Annotated in this window: 13 protein-coding genes and 1 tRNA gene; 2 read left to right on the plus strand and 12 right to left on the minus strand. The window is 61.6% G+C overall.

The genetic code is table 11. The features are described from left to right. Positions 1-509 precede the first annotated feature (509 nt). The 8 genes from GPK39_RS02725 to GPK39_RS02760 all read right to left on the minus strand — a co-directional run bounded on the left by GPK39_RS02725 (position 510) and on the right by GPK39_RS02760 (position 9,827). Positions 510-851 (minus strand): 4Fe-4S dicluster domain-containing protein, encoded by a 342-nt coding sequence (locus GPK39_RS02725; protein ID WP_215673684.1) that lies wholly within the window; start codon positions 849-851, stop codon positions 510-512. A 7-nt stretch (positions 852-858) separates the two neighbouring features. After that, positions 859-1,947, minus strand: a complete 1,089-nt coding sequence (locus GPK39_RS02730) for a hydrogenase large subunit (RefSeq protein WP_215673685.1) — start codon at positions 1,945-1,947, stop codon at positions 859-861. Between the two features lie 5 nt (positions 1,948-1,952). Beyond that, a complete protein-coding gene (locus GPK39_RS02735; RefSeq protein WP_215673686.1) occupies positions 1,953-2,669 on the minus strand; it encodes an NADH-quinone oxidoreductase subunit C in 717 nt (238 codons plus the stop codon). Next, a complete protein-coding gene (locus GPK39_RS02740) occupies positions 2,669-3,271 on the minus strand; it encodes an NADH-quinone oxidoreductase subunit B family protein (protein ID WP_215673687.1) in 603 nt (200 codons plus the stop codon). The genes GPK39_RS02735 and GPK39_RS02740 overlap by 1 nt, the downstream gene beginning before the upstream one ends. 12 nt (positions 3,272-3,283) lie before the next feature. After that, complete coding sequence (locus GPK39_RS02745) at positions 3,284-6,166, minus strand: proton-conducting transporter transmembrane domain-containing protein (protein ID WP_215673688.1); 2,883 nt, start codon at positions 6,164-6,166, stop codon at positions 3,284-3,286. 180 nt (positions 6,167-6,346) lie between these two features. Continuing rightward, on the minus strand, positions 6,347-6,742 hold the full coding sequence (locus tag GPK39_RS02750) for a helix-turn-helix domain-containing protein (protein WP_035136573.1): 396 nt from the start codon (positions 6,740-6,742) through the stop codon (positions 6,347-6,349). A 449-nt stretch (positions 6,743-7,191) separates the two neighbouring features. Beyond that, a complete protein-coding gene (gene bilR / locus GPK39_RS02755; protein WP_252204596.1) occupies positions 7,192-9,222 on the minus strand; it encodes a bilirubin reductase, long form in 2,031 nt (676 codons plus the stop codon). 528 nt (positions 9,223-9,750) lie between these two features. Then, positions 9,751-9,827 (minus strand) — tRNA-Met (locus GPK39_RS02760). 197 nt (positions 9,828-10,024) lie between these two features. Between GPK39_RS02760 and GPK39_RS02765 the strand changes: the two genes are divergently transcribed. After that, the gene (locus GPK39_RS02765; protein WP_158554584.1) at positions 10,025-10,798 is read left to right on the plus strand and encodes a type III pantothenate kinase; all 774 of its coding nucleotides are present in this window, start codon (positions 10,025-10,027) and stop codon (positions 10,796-10,798) included. A 106-nt stretch (positions 10,799-10,904) separates the two neighbouring features. Here GPK39_RS02765 and GPK39_RS02770 read toward each other — a convergent pair whose 3' ends face one another. The 4 genes from GPK39_RS02770 to GPK39_RS02785 all read right to left on the minus strand — a co-directional run bounded on the left by GPK39_RS02770 (position 10,905) and on the right by GPK39_RS02785 (position 15,652). Then, a complete protein-coding gene (locus GPK39_RS02770) occupies positions 10,905-12,101 on the minus strand; it encodes an ATP-binding protein (protein WP_195624825.1) in 1,197 nt (398 codons plus the stop codon). A gap of 252 nt (positions 12,102-12,353) precedes the next feature. Next, positions 12,354-13,055, minus strand: coding sequence for a hypothetical protein (locus GPK39_RS02775; protein ID WP_055310271.1), 702 nt, complete (start codon positions 13,053-13,055; stop codon positions 12,354-12,356). Continuing rightward, a complete protein-coding gene (gene folP / locus GPK39_RS02780) occupies positions 13,056-14,804 on the minus strand; it encodes a dihydropteroate synthase (protein WP_215673689.1) in 1,749 nt (582 codons plus the stop codon). 95 nt (positions 14,805-14,899) lie between these two features. Further along, the gene (locus tag GPK39_RS02785; protein ID WP_215673690.1) at positions 14,900-15,652 is read right to left on the minus strand and encodes an NAD-dependent protein deacylase; all 753 of its coding nucleotides are present in this window, start codon (positions 15,650-15,652) and stop codon (positions 14,900-14,902) included. Positions 15,653-15,787: 135 nt separating this feature from the next. Between GPK39_RS02785 and GPK39_RS02790 the strand changes: the two genes are divergently transcribed. Then, on the plus strand, positions 15,788-16,606 hold the full coding sequence (locus tag GPK39_RS02790) for an exodeoxyribonuclease III (protein ID WP_215673691.1): 819 nt from the start codon (positions 15,788-15,790) through the stop codon (positions 16,604-16,606). Positions 16,607-16,618: the final 12 nt, after the last annotated feature.

The raw sequence follows: 16,618 nt of genomic DNA on the forward strand, positions 1-16,618 counted from the left end.
GCGGCCTAGGATATCAACTGATTCCGGATATCGGACACAGGGGCCGCAAGGGCCCTTACACCAACTTTCTCGACACTACCTAAAGTTACGGAATGAGACACAATTAGGGCAGGTGACACATGTTCCAGATTCGGTTTTGAGCGTGAGACACATGTCTCACCAAAGTTGAGACACGGCGTTTTCGCAGGAAAACGGGTGCGACTCGGAGCCATCAGGCAAAAATGACCCACTTTCCTCCGTCCTTGGGGGGATCAGGAGCTGTTACGGGTATGGTGCCATTTCAAAACTATGCCGGATTACGGGGCAAAAGTCGGGGCCCTCATCCATACCCTCATTTTTTGAAAAACGGCAGGCTATCTACCTGCGGTTTTGTTTTTGCGATTTTCTGTATGGTCGGAGATTCGCTATCCAGCCCCGTAATCCGGCATAGTTTTGTTCGTGGCGGCCCAACCGCGCGTTTAAGCGCGGGGCCGATGGGGCATTTTTGCCCCACCGGCCCTATTCCAGCGCTATTCCGGCTTGGTTTCTACTGTGGGAGTCTTGTCCGCTGCGACTGGGGTGCGGGCGGTGTCCATAGTCAGGCAGTGCTTGGGGCAGCTCTCGATGCACTCACCGCACACCACGCAGGCATACGGGTCGATCGACCACGTTCCACCCCTGCGATCGACTGCGAGCGCGCCCGCCGGACAGCGACGCGCACACATGCCGCAGCAGATACACACGTCCATGTCGTTGACGATATGCCCGCGCAAGCGCTCGGGCGCCGCGAGCTTCTCCTGCGGATAGCACACCGTAACCGGCTGCTTGACCATAGAGCCCAAGGCCGTCTTGGCAAATGTCAGCAAACTCATGCCGCGCCTACCTTTCCGTGCAGCTAATGCAGGGGTCGATGGTCAGGATAATCATGGGAACGTTGGCAAGGAGTACGCCCTGCAGCGCATGCGTCAGACCCGCCAAGTTCTGCGACGTCGGCGTGCGCACGCGGAAACGGTCCAGGTTCTTGGTGCCGTTGCCGCGCACATAGTAATACGCCTCGCCGCGCGGCTGCTCAATCACAACCTCGCCGCGCGCGCCGTCGGCCGGTGTGAGCTTGGTACGCCCGCCGATGCCGTCGTGCGGAATCTTGCCGACAAGCTCCTTGATAATGTCCATGGCCTGCGTGACCTCGGCGCAACGCACCTGGCAGCGGGCATAGCAGTCGCCATCGGTAGCAACGATGGGCTCAAACGCGGCCAGATCCGCATAGGCGCCGTCGCCGAACATGCGCACGTCGTAATCCACGCCCGAGGCGCGGCCGAACGGGCCGACCATCGACAGATCCAGCGCGTCTTTCTTGCTGATCACGCCCACGCCATGCAGGCGCTCGCCGCAGCTGTTGTCGTCCAAAAACGTATGCACCAGGACCTCGTAGTCGGGGCGCATGGCGTCGAGCGTCTGGACAATACCCGCCAGCTCGGAGTCCTCAATGTCGTGCTTAAGGCCGCCGATTTCGTTGATCGACAGAATCACGCGGCCGCCGCAGGTGCTCTCAAAGCTCTTGAGAATCTGCTCGCGCAGGGTCCACGACCGATAGAACAGCGCCTCAAAGCCAAAGGCGTCGGCGAGCAGGCCCAGCCACAGCAGATGCGAGTGGATGCGCGAAAGCTCGTGTAAAATAGTGCGGATATACTGCACGCGGCCGGGCACCTCGATGCCGAGCATACGCTCGCAGGCGCTGGCATAACCGCAGCTGTGGCCCACGGCGCAAATGCCGCAGATGCGCTCGGCGATGTAGCCAAACTGGTGCATGTCGCGCTTTTCGGTGAGCTTCTCGAGTCCGCGGTGCACAAAGCCGATCTGCGGAATTGCCTCGATGACGCGGTCGTCCTCGATCACCAGGTCCAGATGAAGCGGCTCGGGCAGCACCGGGTGCTGCGGGCCAAACGGAATAACGGAGCGATGTGCCATGGACCTTACGCCTCCTTTTTCTGCTTGTCGCGGGCGGCCTTGGCGGCAAGCGCCGCACGGACCTTGGCCGCTTTCTCGGGATCCATGGCGGCGAGCTTTGCCTCCATCTCGGCGGCCTTGAGCGCGGCCTTCGCAGCGGCATCGTCATGCTGAGCATCGAAGCCGGCAGCAGCAGCGGGCTGGGCGGCAGCGGCGCTCGTAGCATCGCCGGCACCCGCGGCACCCTCCCCCGCAGCCGCGGCAGCGACGGCCTTCTCGGCCGCGGCCTTGCGCGCCTTGGCCTCGGCAGTGGCACGGACCTTCATGGCTTTCTCGCGCGCGGTCTTCACCTCGGGCGTGATGACGCTCATGGGCTCGGCAGTCGAGACCTGGTAGAAAAAGCCCTTAAAGTCGATCTGCATATCGGTGATGGCAAGACCAAATAGGTCGTGGGCCTCATTTTCAAACGGGAACACCGCCGGGTAATACGAGCTGATGGACGGAATCTCCTGGTACTGATCAATTCCCTCAACCACCAGGTTCTCGATCGCATAGCTGCCGTCCTGCGCAATATGCTCCTGGACAGCGCGAACGTCGATAAACGTATAGACCAGCCGATACGTGCCGTCGTCGATGTTGCGCTCGGCGTGCATTTGCACAAAGCGCGCGCCGACGCCCTTGAGCGCCTGGACATGCGACAGGAGTTCGTCGATCCCGACGGTGGTATAGATTGCCTTTTGCATTACTCGGCCTCCTTTGCAGCGGCTGGCGTCCCAGCGGGTGCGTCGCCAGCGGCGGGTGCGGCGGGCGTCCCGGCAGGGGCGTCGCCGACCCCCGCAGCCACAAACCCGTCCTCGCCCAGCTCAACGCCACCGTCCCAGGTAGCGGCACCACCCACGGTGAGCGGGTCACCGCCGGCGCGCATCACGGCCTCCTTCTGGTCCAGGATGTCGCACGCCTCCACGATGGCATCGATCACGGTCTCGGGGCGAATGGCGCACCCGGGCGCGTACACGTCCACGGGAATCGCGCGGTCCACGCCACCGATCACGTTGTAGGCGTCGCGGAACACGCCACCCGAACACGCGCAGATGCCGCACGCCACCACGCACTTGGGCTCGAGCATCTGGTTGTAGATCTGGCGCACGACAGGCAGGTTCTGGGCATTGACCGACCCCGTCACCAAAAAGATATCCGCATGCTTGGGGTTGCCGGTGTTGACCACGCCAAAGCGCTCCGCATCGAACAGCGGCGTGAGCGAGGCCAGCACCTCGATATCGCATCCGTTGCAGCTCGAGCCGTCGTAATGAATAACCCACGGCGAGCGCGACATTTTATGATCCATGGATGCCGCCTCCTAAATAAACACGTCGACGAGGATGGGCATAAGGTTGAGTAGGCCAAACACCAGCGCCACGCCCCATCCGAGCTTAAAGCAGCTGCGCCAGGTGCTACGGGCGAAGGTGTTGTCGATCAGCACCTCGACAAAATACGTCGCGGCCATCACGACCAGGGCTACAACCCAGCTCACGGGGTTGTCCCAAACAAAGAACATGCCCACCCACATCAAAAACAGCACGGTCTCGCACCAGTGCATAAGGGTCATCTTGGCCAGCGTGCCGCCGCTCATCTCGGTGGCGACGCCCTGGACAATCTCCTGATGCGCGTGATGCGAGTACGAAAGGTCAAACGGCGACTTGCGCAGCTTGATGGTAAGCACCGCGAGCAACGCGAGGAAAATGGGTGCGCTGTACACGATGATGGGGGCCGACTGCCCCGTCACGGCAATGGAATCGAAGCTGTCGGTGGCAAGGTACAGGCCCACGCTCATCAGCAGAACGGCAGGCTCGTAACTCATAACCTGCAGCAGCTCGCGATCGGCGCCAACCTGGGCAAACGGGCTTTGCGTCGAGGCGGACGCCAGCACCACAAAGATCGCGGCGAGCGTCACCATAAAGGCGCACAGCAGCGTGTTGGAGCCCGACACAAAGATGCCGCCGCCCACCACGGTAAAGATGAGCGCGCACGCCATGTAGGTGTCGTCCATGGTGTTTACGCTGGCGGGGGCCTTGCGCAGGAGCTTGGCCACATCGTAGAAGGGTTGCAGCAGGCGCGGGCCCACGCGGCCCTGCATGCGAGCCGAAAGCTTACGGTCAAGACCGTCAATCAGGCCGCCCACAAGCGGCGCCAGCAGGGCAAACACCACGGTACCAATAAATATGCCCACGACGCCCGAGCCTTCGAAATACTTACCGCGCAGCACCGAGGGCGCACTCATGGCAAGCCGCTCGGGCCCAATCCACGCGCAACACAGCAGCGCAAACAAGATAATGCTACAGCACACGACGCTGCCCGCGGGGCCAATACGCTTCTCGCCAAGGGCGTCCTCCGAGTACCAATTGCGCTTTTCGGCCTTCACCTCGTGTCCCATCGAGCCGCGGAAATGGCGATATTTGTCGGTTCCCACACCCGAAAGGTACACGTTGACGTGCGGCTTGTTGCTCACGCGGAATGAAGTCAGCAGCACCACGGCGATAAAAGCCACGATAACCACCATCAGATACATGGCGTCCTTGCCAATAACGTACGGCACGCGGCCAAACACCATGGCGAGGTAAGGCGACACCAGACCGCTCGAGATAACCGGAAACGCCACGCAGCACAGAATCAGCAGCGCGGCGATGGTGTTGAGCGCCATCCATTCGGTCTTATGGACATTGACCTCGACGTTTTGAGCCGTGGGGTCGACGCCCGAAAGCTTGGCAAGCCACTTGCCCCAGAAGAAGAACGTCGCGGCCGAGCCAAAGGCAAGCACCATGATCATGAGCACGTTGCCGGTCTGGGCAAACGCCACCAGGGCGCCCCACTTGGACACGAGCATGCCAAACGGCGCCACAAACATGCCCATAATGCCCAGCATCATCAGACGCGTCAGGTGCGGCATGCGGCTGAACATGCCGTCCATGTCCTCGATATTGCGGCTGCCGATATGATGCTCGGCGGTGCCCACGCACAGGAACAGCAGCGACTTGGCCACCGTGTGGAACAGGATCAGGAAGATCGCGGCCCACACGGCCTCGGGCGCGCCGACACCCAAGCAGGCACTGATGAGGCCCAAGTTGGAAATGGTGGAGTACGCGAGCACACGCTTGGCGTTGCTCTGCGAGATGGCCATGAGGGCAGCGAGCAAAAACGTGATGGCACCCACACTCGTGACCATAAAGCCGGTCACGGGATAGATGGCATAGAGCGGGCTCAGCTTGACCATCAGGAACACGCCGGCTTTGACCATGGTTGACGAGTGCAGCAGGGCGCTCGTGGGCGTGGGGGCAACCATGGCGCCCAGCAGCCAAGTGTGGAACGGCATCTGTGCGGCCTTGGTAAGGGCGGCGAGCGATAGCAGGACGACCGGCATCACCAGCAGTGCGGACTGCGCGGTACCGGCGCCGGAAAGCTCGATCATGCCCGAGATGGTCAGCGGCATGCCGTTGACGTGCAGAAACATAAGGCCCGCCAAAAACGCGATGCCGCCCAGCATGTTGAGGATGATCTGGGTGAAGGCGTTTTTGATGGCCTCGGGCGTGCGCGTGTAGCCAATCATGAGGAACGAGCACACGGTGGTGATTTCCCAGCCGCAGAACAGCCACTCAAGGTTGTCGCTCGTCACGATGACGAACATGGCCGAGAGGAACAGGAACATGAGCGCCAGGAACTGCGGGCGACGGTCGGGCGCGGTCTGCCCGCGCAGCGCGGCCTCGTGCTCGTCATGGGCCTGGAAGTCCTTCATGTAGCCCAGGGCATACACGCAGATAAGGCTGCCGACAATGCCAACGGCGAGCACCATGATCACACTCATGTAGTCCAGGTAGAGCGGGGTTGCGGTGACGGCTTCGGTCGCGGGCAGCGTCATGGCTGCAAAGCCGAGCGAGCCCACCAGTTGGACTATGCCGAGCACCGTGGTGAGCGCGTTCCTATATTTGTACGCGTTGTATAGGATGACGGCGCACAGGATGACGTCGATGACGGAGCTGATGATCGAGAGCACATGCGAGGTACCGGGGGCAACCTCAAAGCTCTGCGGACCCGTGCCAAAAAACATGACGGCGACTACAACCGTCACCGCCATAATAATGCCGGAACCTATGAGCCCCACCGCATCGCGGGCGCGGTCACCGCGCGCGAGCAGCATGCTCAGCGCCGGTACCAGCGGAAACAGGGTAAGGAAATACAGTAGCGTCATACCATCACTCCCCCATGCAAAAACGCTGCAATTGTTTAACGTTATAGCTCAATTGAGGAGCAGCGGCGGCAGGTTTTCGGTCAACTGGGGAGTTTTAGGCGTACGGGGTAAGGGCACGTCCGCATTGGAGCAGAGGGGCGGCAAGAAAAATGCGCCCCCGTGGGCGCACCATCCCGTTCGCTATTCCGCCTTTTTAACGCGCGGCTTGCGACCGCGCGGCTTATCGACCAGTGCGGCCTCACCGCTCTCGCGGTACTGACGGCACCAAGCCTTGACCGAAGACTCGCTGGGAATCTTGTGCTTGATCATGGCCTCGCGAACCGTCAAGCCGTTTTCCAGACGGTCCTTAACCACAGCGAGCTTTACGTCGTACGAGTAGGTGTGATGATGCGAACCGGCATTGAGAACGGCGTCGGCACCGCCCACGGCATACGCGCGGGCCCACTGACGAGCCGTGGCCTGGGGAATGCCAAGCTCCGCGGCGAGGGCGCGATGACCGACCCCCTCTTGGAGGATCTCGACGGCGCGCTGCCTAACCTCGGGCGCATGCGTGCGAGTCCTAGTTGCTTCCGACATACCTGCCACTTCTTAGCCTTAACCGTTAATCTGCTTTCTTACGTGCAAGTTAGATAGTAGCATTTTACTGTTTGCTCAAAGCAGTTAATTAAAATAGACGCGGCGTTATCTGGGCATTTGGCACCAAATTACGACATTTCTTTATCGATTATTTACGCTGGTAGCTGACTCGCAGCTAATCGTCATTCGCTTGTCAACAAAATTGGCATCTCTTTATGTCCTTTGATATAGAGGATATAGTTATTAACCCCTCCCCCAATAATTTTGAGTGATCTGCGAGGCAGTAGACGTCCTCACTCCTCATGGTTACCGCGCATTGCCATCCACCGGAGCAAAACAAAAAGGGCGGGACCTGCTGCGCTTGCAGGCCCCGCACCGGTTGACACCCGACGGGGCACAGCCGGGCGAGACGGATCCGTGCTACCGCCCCGCCTGGCCGCGATGTTCAACTACAGCTCGTTGGCTGCGTGATACGCCGTGCGAATGGCGCTCGCAATGTCGGCGGTGCGCTCACCCGAGCAGTCGCCCACGCAGGTCACGGGCACCGTCACGCCATCCAGGTCAAACGCGTTGGCCTTGGAGCCCACGGCCATCACCACGTAATCGCAGGCGATCTTCACCGGCTCCTCGGCGCCGTCCTCGGTGGTGCTAACAGCCTCCACGCCCTCGTCGGTAATGGCGGTCAGGCGGGTCTTCACGTGCTGCTCCACGTTGTGCTCGGCAAAGTCGCTCATGATCAGCGGCAGAATGGTCTCGGACTCGCCCGCGGCAATCTTGTCGAGCATCTCCACGATCGCCACCTCGCAGCCGTGCTGCAGCAGGTACTCGGCAGTCTCGGTGCCCACCAGGCCACCGCCAATGACGGCGACGCGGCCCGTAAGCTCCACCTTGCCGGCCAGCACGTCCCAGCTCGAGACGACCTTGTCCGAATCGGCGCCCGGAACGGGAATGACCACGTCGTGTGCGCCCACAGCCACAATCGCGGCGTCGGCGGCGTTGAGGTCCTCAGCGGTAGCGGCATGGTTGAGCTCAACCTTCACACCCAGACCGGGCAGAATCTTCTCGTAATACTCGACCGAGCGCATGATCTCGTCCTTGCGCGGGGGCGCGGCCGCCAGCACAATCTGGCCGCCCAGATGGTCGCTCGCCTCGTAGACGGTCACGTCGTAGCCGCGCTTGGCCGCCACGCGCGCGGCCTCCAGGCCGGCGATGCCGCCGCCCACCACGGCAATCTTCTTGTCGCCCTCGCCCGGCTTAATGGCGATGGTCGCCTCGTCGCCGTTCTCGGCGTTGAGCACGCACGAAATGTACTTGCGGTTTTGAATCGCGTCGACGCAACCCTTGTTGCAGTTGAGGCACTCGCGGATGGGCTCACCCGTGGCGGCCTTCAGCGCAATGTCGGGGTCGCACATGAGCGAGCGGCCGTAGGCGATGATGTCGGCCGCGCCGTCTTCCAGAATCTTCTCGCCGGCCTCGACCGAGACAACACGGCCCACGGTTGCCACCGGCACGGAGACCAGGGCCTTGACGCGCTCGGCCACGGGCAGCGTCCAGTTGTAGGGCATGGCGCCCATGGGCGGAATGGTGTCGCCCATGTTGCCGGTGTGGTTGGCCTGTGCGACCTGGATCATGTCGATGCCCGCGCCCTCAAGCAGCTTGGCAAACTCGCAGGCCTCGTCGGGCTGCAGGCCGCCCTTGCCGCGCGGCGTGCCGTCGGGGTTCTCCATAATCACGGGGAGTTTGTACTCCACCATCAGCTGCGGCGCGGCTTCCTTAATGGCAGCGACGACCTCCAGCGCGTAGCGAACGCGGTTCTCGAACGAGCCACCGTACTCGTCGGTGCGCTGGTTGAGGATGGCCGAGCACAGCGAACCCACCAAGCGGTCGCCGTGGACCTCGATGGCGTCGATGCCGGCCTGCTGCGCGCGAGCGGCCGAGGCAGCGATGGCCTCCTTGATCTGGGTGAGCTGCTCTACGCTCGCCTCGTTCACAAAGTGCTGCATGTCGTGATGCAGCTTGGCGTAGGCCTGGTTGCGGATCTCGTTGGACTCGGCCATCTTGGCGGCAAAGGTCTCCTCGTCGCCGGCGGCCTTGGCCTCCTGCGCGGCCTTGGCGGCGGCCATGGAACCCATGACCATGCGGCCGACACCGGGCACGTCGTACTCGGGGTGGAACAGCTGCAGCGCGACCTTGGCACCGTGCTTGTGGACGGCATCGGCCAGCGCCTTAAACGTGGGGATCTGGGCGTCGGTTGCCAGCTTGGGCGTGGGGCTTGCGGTCATGACGGGAGCAACGTCGCCGATGACGATGTAGCTCACGCCGCCACGGGCCAGGCGCTCGTAAAAAGCCAGGCTGCGCTCGCCAATGGAGCCGTCGCGCTCCTCGTAGCCGGTGGTCAACGGCGGGAACATAATGCGGTTCTTGAGCTCAAGGGGGCCAACCGTAATGGGCTGGAGCAGCTTGGATGCAGGTGCGGTCATGGATATTCCTCTCTTGTAGGCGCGACGGCGATGATGCCGTGTAGTTGTCTAGAGGATATGGCATGGGGGCACAGCGGCACAACGAAAATCGGCGAATATCAGGTGGCGGCAGGTGGATGGGGCGGGGCGGCCCGTCGGTTTGTCTCAATCTGTAACAGTTACGCGGCAAAACCGGGTCTTACTGTTACAGATCGAGACATTCCTCTCGGCCCATCCTCAACAATCTAGATCTGTAACAGCTAGGCCCACTTTTGGCCCCTATCTGTTACAGATCGAGACAAACCAAACCCGCCTGCTAGAAAATCTAAATCTGTAACAGTTACTCGGCAAAATCCGTCCCTCGTGTTACAGATTTAGACAAACACGACCCAACCCACCGGTATATCTCGATCTGTAACACCAAGCCGCCCAAATCGGGTCTAGATGTTACAGATCGAGATTTTGTTTGAGAGGCCGAGAATTGGACCGAAAACACAGTCCCGGAATAACAAAAAAGCTCGCCGGCTAGGCCGACGAGCTGCAAGTTCTTGGTCGCGGGGGCAGGATTTGAACCTACGACCTCCGGGTTATGAGCCCGGCGAGCTACCAGACTGCTCCACCCCGCAATGTCTGGGCGCCTCATGTGCGCAAGAAAGAATACTACGCGGGAGTTCGGTAAGCGGCAAGGAAAATCTCGTAGAGCATAATTCCTTCATATTTAAAACCCCTCAGCCCCTATCACCGTAAACGAATCGCAGCCGAGCGCCGTCGGCGGCGCGTATACAATGGTGCGCGTCCTTTTATGCCAACACTGGGAGTAGACATGCTGCTCGCTATCGATATGGGAAACACGCAGACGGCCATGGGCCTGTTTGACGGAGACGAGCTGGTGCAGTCGTGGCGTATGCCCACCGACCGCTCCTATACCGCCGACGAGATCCACGTGCGCCTGATGGGTTTCTTTAAGATGTACGGCCTTTCGCTCGATGCGGTCGACGCAATCGCCTTTGCGGGCGTGGTGCCGCAGCTCTCGCGCGAGTGGCACGCCGTGGCCGACCGCATTGCCGCGGACGCCATCGTCATCGGGCCGCAGACGGCCGCGGTGACCAAGCTGCGCGCGGCGCGCCCCCAGGCCGTAGGTGCCGATCGCGTCGCCAACGCCGTTGCGGCCGAGACTTTCTACGGCGCGCCGGCAATCGTGGTGGACTTTGGCACCGCGACCAATATCGACGTCATCGATGAGGACGGTTATTACATTGGCGGAGCGATCGCGCCGGGCATCCGCATCTCCATGGACGCGCTTGCCGCCCGTGCCGCCAAGCTCGCCAGCGTGCCGCTCGAGGCGCCCGAGCACGCCATCGGCCGCGATACCGAGGAGTGCATCAAGGTCGGCGCCGTAACGGGCGCCGCCGCCATGGCTGAGGGCCTGGTCGCGCGCATGAAGCGCGAGCTGGGCCGCGAGGATGCCACCGTTATCGCCACGGGCGGTCTCGCCAGCATCGTCGCCGATTCGACCGATGCCTTCGACGTGGTCGACGGACAGCTCACCATCAAGGGTATCTGCGAAATCTACCGCCGCATGCAGGAGCTGGGATAGGACAGGGGCTTAAGTCGAGCACGAGCGCGAGCGGCGAACTAGGCAACGCATCGGCCCTATTCCTCAAAATCGAAAGATTTTCAGTTTTGAGGAATAGGGCTTTCTGCTAGGCCTCGTCGCACAGCCACCTCGCCAGGTCCACGATCTGCACCCCATTGCGGTCCGTGGCCTCGTGATGCGTGCGGGCGAGAATCATCTTGGGGTACGCGTCGCCAATGCTCAGCAGTGGTGAAATCTCGCGTTCAAATGTCTTATCCGAGCTGATGTCGTCGCTCACCTGAATGTAGAGCTTCTCGCTTCGCTTGATTGCTACAAAGTCTATTTCCTTTTTATAGAGCACGCCGACGTATACCTCGTATCCGCGGCGCAGCAGCTCGATTGCCACCATGTTCTCGTATACGCGTCCCCAATCCATATCACGTGTACCGAGCAGCGCGTATTTGAACGCGTGGTCTGCCAGGTAATACTTCTCGCCGCTCTTAAGGTATTTTTTGCCGCGGATGTCGTACCGACGAACTTTATAGAAGGCAAACGCATCGCACAGGCACCCCATGTACGTGCCGACCGTCTTGTTCGTTATCTTTAGCCCATCCGCGTTCAAAATATCCGTAATGTTACGTGCCGACGTTATGTTGGATACGTTGTCCATCATGTAATCGGCAATGCGCAGCAGCGCCGATTCGTTTCTCACGTTATGCCGCTGCACGATATCTCTCACGATGAGCGTTTTGAAGACATTGGAGAGATATTGATAACGCTGCTCCTGCAGTGGATAAGGGTAGGAGCCGGACATACCGCCGGTTCTCGCGTACTCATCGAAGTCGCGGTCGACCTCGCCCTCGTCGCCATAGAGTCGATACTCCTCAAACGAGAATGGGAAAACCTCGATCTCAAACGTACGCCCCGTAAAGAGCGTCGACAGATCGCTCGACAGCAAAAAGGCATTCGATCCGGTAATGAATATGTCGTACTGCTCGGATGCGTGGAGGCTGTTGATCGCACGCTCAAAACCGTCGCACATCTGAACTTCATCGATAAGCAGAAAGTTTTGTTTGCCGGACACTCGATGCTCTTTTACATAGGCGAGCAGCGCGTGATACTCGAGCAGATTCTCGAACTCATCGAGGTTGTAGTTGATATGGATGACATTCGAATTGGACAGATTTGCCTCCACGTAATCGCGGAGGGCCTCGAGCAATTTTGATTTACCGCTACGACGGATGCCCGTGATGACCTTGATGTCCGGCACGCCAATAAGGCTCGTCAACGTGTCCATATATGACGTTCTATTGATGAGTTTCATTGGGGCCTCCTCGCGGTCTTTTATCGCTATTCCTCAAAATTGAAAAATTTTCAGTTTTGAGGAATAGGCTCTATAGCGAATATACCTCGCGAAAGACCGAGCTGCCTTAATCCTATTCCTCAAAAACGAAAATTTTTCAGTTTTGAGGAATAGGGCGCTGGCAACCCATTCCCCAGATAGGCGAAACCCTCCCCGGCACAGGCCGAGGAGGGTCTTGTTGTCATGTCTATCTTTGGGCGCGAACGCCCCGCGCTACAGCCCGCGAATTCGTACGGCCTCGGGCGGAAACTCCTGCTCGCCGGCATCGGTCTTAATGGTCGCGCGGCCCCAGATGTCCAGGCCTGCAAACACACCGACCGCAAGCGGCAGGCCGTTGGGCGACACCGCCGCAACTTGGCGGCCCAGCAGCGGCACCATGTCGAAGTACTCGCCCAGCACGGGAGCCAGCGGCCCTGCGGCGCCTTGCGGCGTGTTGGCAACAACCGCCCAAGCGTCCACGCGGGCCAGCACGGCGGCGGCCAGCGTCTCGACCAGCGCTTCGTCAGCCACGTCCACACCAAGCTCGCCCAGCGCCGAACGCTCAATATCCACCGTCACGGCACCGAACATGCCCGCAGCAGCGGCACCGCCGTTCACGGCAACACGCGCGAGCGACGTCTCAAACGCAGGCGCACCGCACACGATATCGCTCGGCCACTGGATACCCACCTTACCGGCAAGGCCCAACCCCGGCGTCGAAGCCGTGCCCACGAGCGCGTCCATCATGCCCATCGCAGCCACAAACGGCAGGCCGTGGAAGGCATGCATGTTCACGTCCGGGCGCACGATCAGCGAAAACGTCAGCGAAGCATCGCCCGCGCTCCAAGCGCACCAGCCCGCGGACGCACCCTCGCGGCCCGCGTCGCGCGCGGCGTCAAGCTCGGTACCGGCGACAACAGCATTCATCTCGATCATCTACATACGCCCCAATTCGCCCACGATATGGCCCACGCGGTCCTCGGGCTCCTTGACCTCGACACCGTTGTAGCGGAAGAACCGCGCCGGGTCGTGCATCAGGTCCTCGAGCGGCACCAGCACAAAGTCGCGCTCGCCAATGAGAGGATGCGGCAGGCGCAGCTTTTTGCCGCCGTGAGTCTCGCCGTCCATCCACAGCAGGTCCAGGTCGATGGTGCGCGGACCGTTGGCCTTGGCCTTTTTGGAGCGGTCGCGCCCAAGCTCGGCCTCGATCTTCATGAGCTCGTCAAGCAGCACCAGCGGCGCCAGCTCGGTCTTGATCTCGATGACGGCGTTGGCAAACGCGTCCTGGCGCGTCTCGTAGGCCGGCTCGCTCTCGTAGATCTTGGAGGAGTTGGACACGCAGGTGAGCGGAATCTCGGCGATCATGTCGCGCGCGGCGCGGATGTTGTCGCAACGATGCCCCAAGTTGGAGCCCACGGCCACAAACGCACGGCGCGGCTGCGGCTTGGCGACGGCCCAGTAACCGTTCAGGAACTGCGCAAAACCCGCGGCGTCGTGCACGCGCACGATGTTGGCACCGGCCTGGATGGCGCCCAGGCACACGCCAAACGTGGCGGCATCGCGCGCGGCGGCCTCGGTCACGCCCGAGACAGCACCCACAAAACGCTTGCGCGACACGGCGCACATGAGCGGATAGCCCAGTGACGCCATCTTGGCAGTCTCACGCTGGATGACGATGTCCTCGTTAGCCGACTTACCAAAGCCCGGGCCAGGATCGATGCAGATGCGGTCGCGCGACACGCCGGCATGGATGAGTGTGCGGGCCTGGTCGGACAGAAAGCCCATGACGCGGCGCATGATGGGCGCCGAATCGGGCAGGGTAAAGCGGCGGAGCTGAGAGGTGGGCACGTAGGCCTCCTCGCGGCGGGCGCTGCGGCGCATCATGGCGGCCAGGCGGTCATTGGACTCCGATGCGGCCTCGGTGGCCTCGGGCGCGGCCTCGGGCGCGGGCGCGACGGTCTCGGCGGCAGCAGCCTGCTCGGCGGCCGGCGTCTCCTGCCCCAGCTCGGTTGCAGGCTCGGACGTGGGCTCCGGCTCGCCAAACGGCAGTGAGGGCTGTACCACACCGCCCGGAAGCTTGGCCTCAACCTTGGGCTCGCCCAGCAACTTGCCGCGACGGCGACGGGCCGGCTTCTCGGCCTCGCGCGCGGCCTCGGCAGCCGCTTCGCGTGCCTTCTCGGCAACAAACGCCGCAGCCGAGGTATCGAGCTGCACCGTTGCGTGCGTGCGGGCGGGCGCGGCGACCTCGCCGGCATGCATCACGATGACGCCGCAGGTGCTCGTCTTAACAAACTCGACCATCTTGGGATCGGTGAAGCCGGTCACGTCGTTGACGATCGAGGCGCCGCAGCGCACGGCCGCCTTGGCAACCGCTACATGACGCGTGTCGATCGAGACGATGGCGCCCTCCTTGGCCAGCGCGCGCACCACGGGCAGCACGCGGCGCGCTTCCTCATCGGGGTTGACCGGGGTAAAACCAGGGCGCGTGGACTCGCCGCCCACGTCGATGATGTCGGCGCCGGCGTCGAGCATCGCCAGGCCGTACTCGATGGCGGCATCGGGGTCGAAGTGCTCTCCGCCATCGCTGAACGAATCGGGCGTCACGTTGAGGACGCCCATGATGCGCGGACGGTCAAAGCTGAGCTCGTACTTTCCGCACCGCCATGTCTTGCTGTCGTTCGCCATGAACATCCTCCTAAAATGCCCACGCCGCCGAGCTTGGGGAGCTGGCGGCGGGGTCGCTTTGCACTCAGTCTTTCTATTGTATCCGCGCGCGCGGGCTAGAACGCAAACGCGGCCGCGATGTCGCAAGAAATCAGCAGGTCGGCATTTGCATCCTGATCGGTGGGAGCAAGGTTGCATATGGCCAGCGTATCGCCGGTAAAGTATCGCGTAAGGCCTGCCGCCGGATACACCACGAGCGAGGTCCCGCCCACAATGAGGGCATCGGCCGCGGCGATGGCGGCAACGGCACCGGTCAGCACATGTTCATCGAGCGGCTCTTCGTAGAGCACCACATCGGGCTTGATGCGGCCGCCGCACGCGGGGCACGCAGGCACGCCCGCGGCATCCTCGTGCTCGCGCGAGCAAATCCACTCGGCGCTATAGACCGTGCCGCACGACTGGCAAATGTTGCGATGGACCGATCCGTGCAGCTCGAACACGCGCTGTGATTCGGCCATCTGATGCAGGCCGTCGATATTTTGCGTCACCACGGCATCAAGCTTACCGGCGCGCTCCAGCTCGGCCAGCTTGGTGTGGCAGCGGTTGGGTTTAGCGTTAAGCGCGATCATCTTGGTGCGGTAAAAGTCGAAGAACTCCGCCGGATGCGCCTCGTAAAAGCTATGCGACAGCATGGTCTCGGGCGGATAGGCAAACTGCTGGTGATACAGGCCGTCCACGCTGCGGAAATCGGGAATGCCACTTGCCGTGGAAACACCCGCGCCGCCAAAGAAGACCACGCGCTTGTGGGTGTCAAACAGATCCGCCAGCGCGGCGGAGGCCTGCCTGGGGTCCGATATTGCCTGCGTCATATGAGTCCTCCGTCCTTGTTAGTCGGGCAGCGTTGAGCGACGTCCCAGCATGCGGCCTTTAAGTCAGCATGCGCGGATCCCACCCCGCCCCTGTTGCGCTAATCTTAAGCCTGCCAACCCCGTCGAAAGGACACCATGCCTCAGACTTACACTTTCGCCTCGTGGAACGTCAACGGCCTGCGCGCCGTGCTCAAAAAGGACCCGAGCTTTATCCAGATCGCGCAAGAACTCGACGTCGATATCCTGGCGCTGCAAGAGACCAAGTTGCAAGAAGGCCAGGTCGATATTGACCTGCCCGGCTATCACCAAACCTGGAGCTACGCCGAGCGTAAAGGCTATTCGGGCACCGCGGTCTTTAGCCGCCAGGAGCCGCTGCGCGTACTGTGCGCCGATGCGCTGCTGCCCTACGCCGGCGAAGGCGAGGCGGCCGTGCTCGTCGCCCAAGCCGCAACCGAGGGCCGCGTCTGCGCGCTCGAGTTCGACAAATTCTGGTTTGTGGATGTCTACACGCCCAACGCACAAAATGAGCTCGCGCGCATCGACGTGCGTATGGCCTGGGACGATGCCTACCGCGGCTTTTTGAACGCGCTCGAGCGCGAGACCGGCAAACCCGTCGTAACCTGCGGCGACTTTAACGTGGCGCATGAGGAGATCGACCTTAAGAACCCCAAGTCCAACCGCGGCAACGCAGGCTTTTCGGACGAGGAACGCGGCAAGTTTACCGAGCTGCTCAACGCCGGCTTTACCGATACCTGGCGCGCGGCAAACCCCGACGTCGAGGGCGTCTACAGCTGGTGGAGCTATCGCTTTAATGCCCGCAAGAACAACGCCGGCTGGCGCATCGATTACTTCCTGGTAAGCGACGCAATCGCCGACAACGTACGCGACACCGGCATCCGCGGCGACATCTTCGGCAGCGACCACTGCCCCGTCACCCTCACGCTAGAACTCTAGCCCCAAGTAATT

Source organism: Collinsella aerofaciens (genome assembly GCF_018785245.1).
Lineage (GTDB): Bacteria > Actinomycetota > Coriobacteriia > Coriobacteriales > Coriobacteriaceae > Collinsella > Collinsella aerofaciens_AD.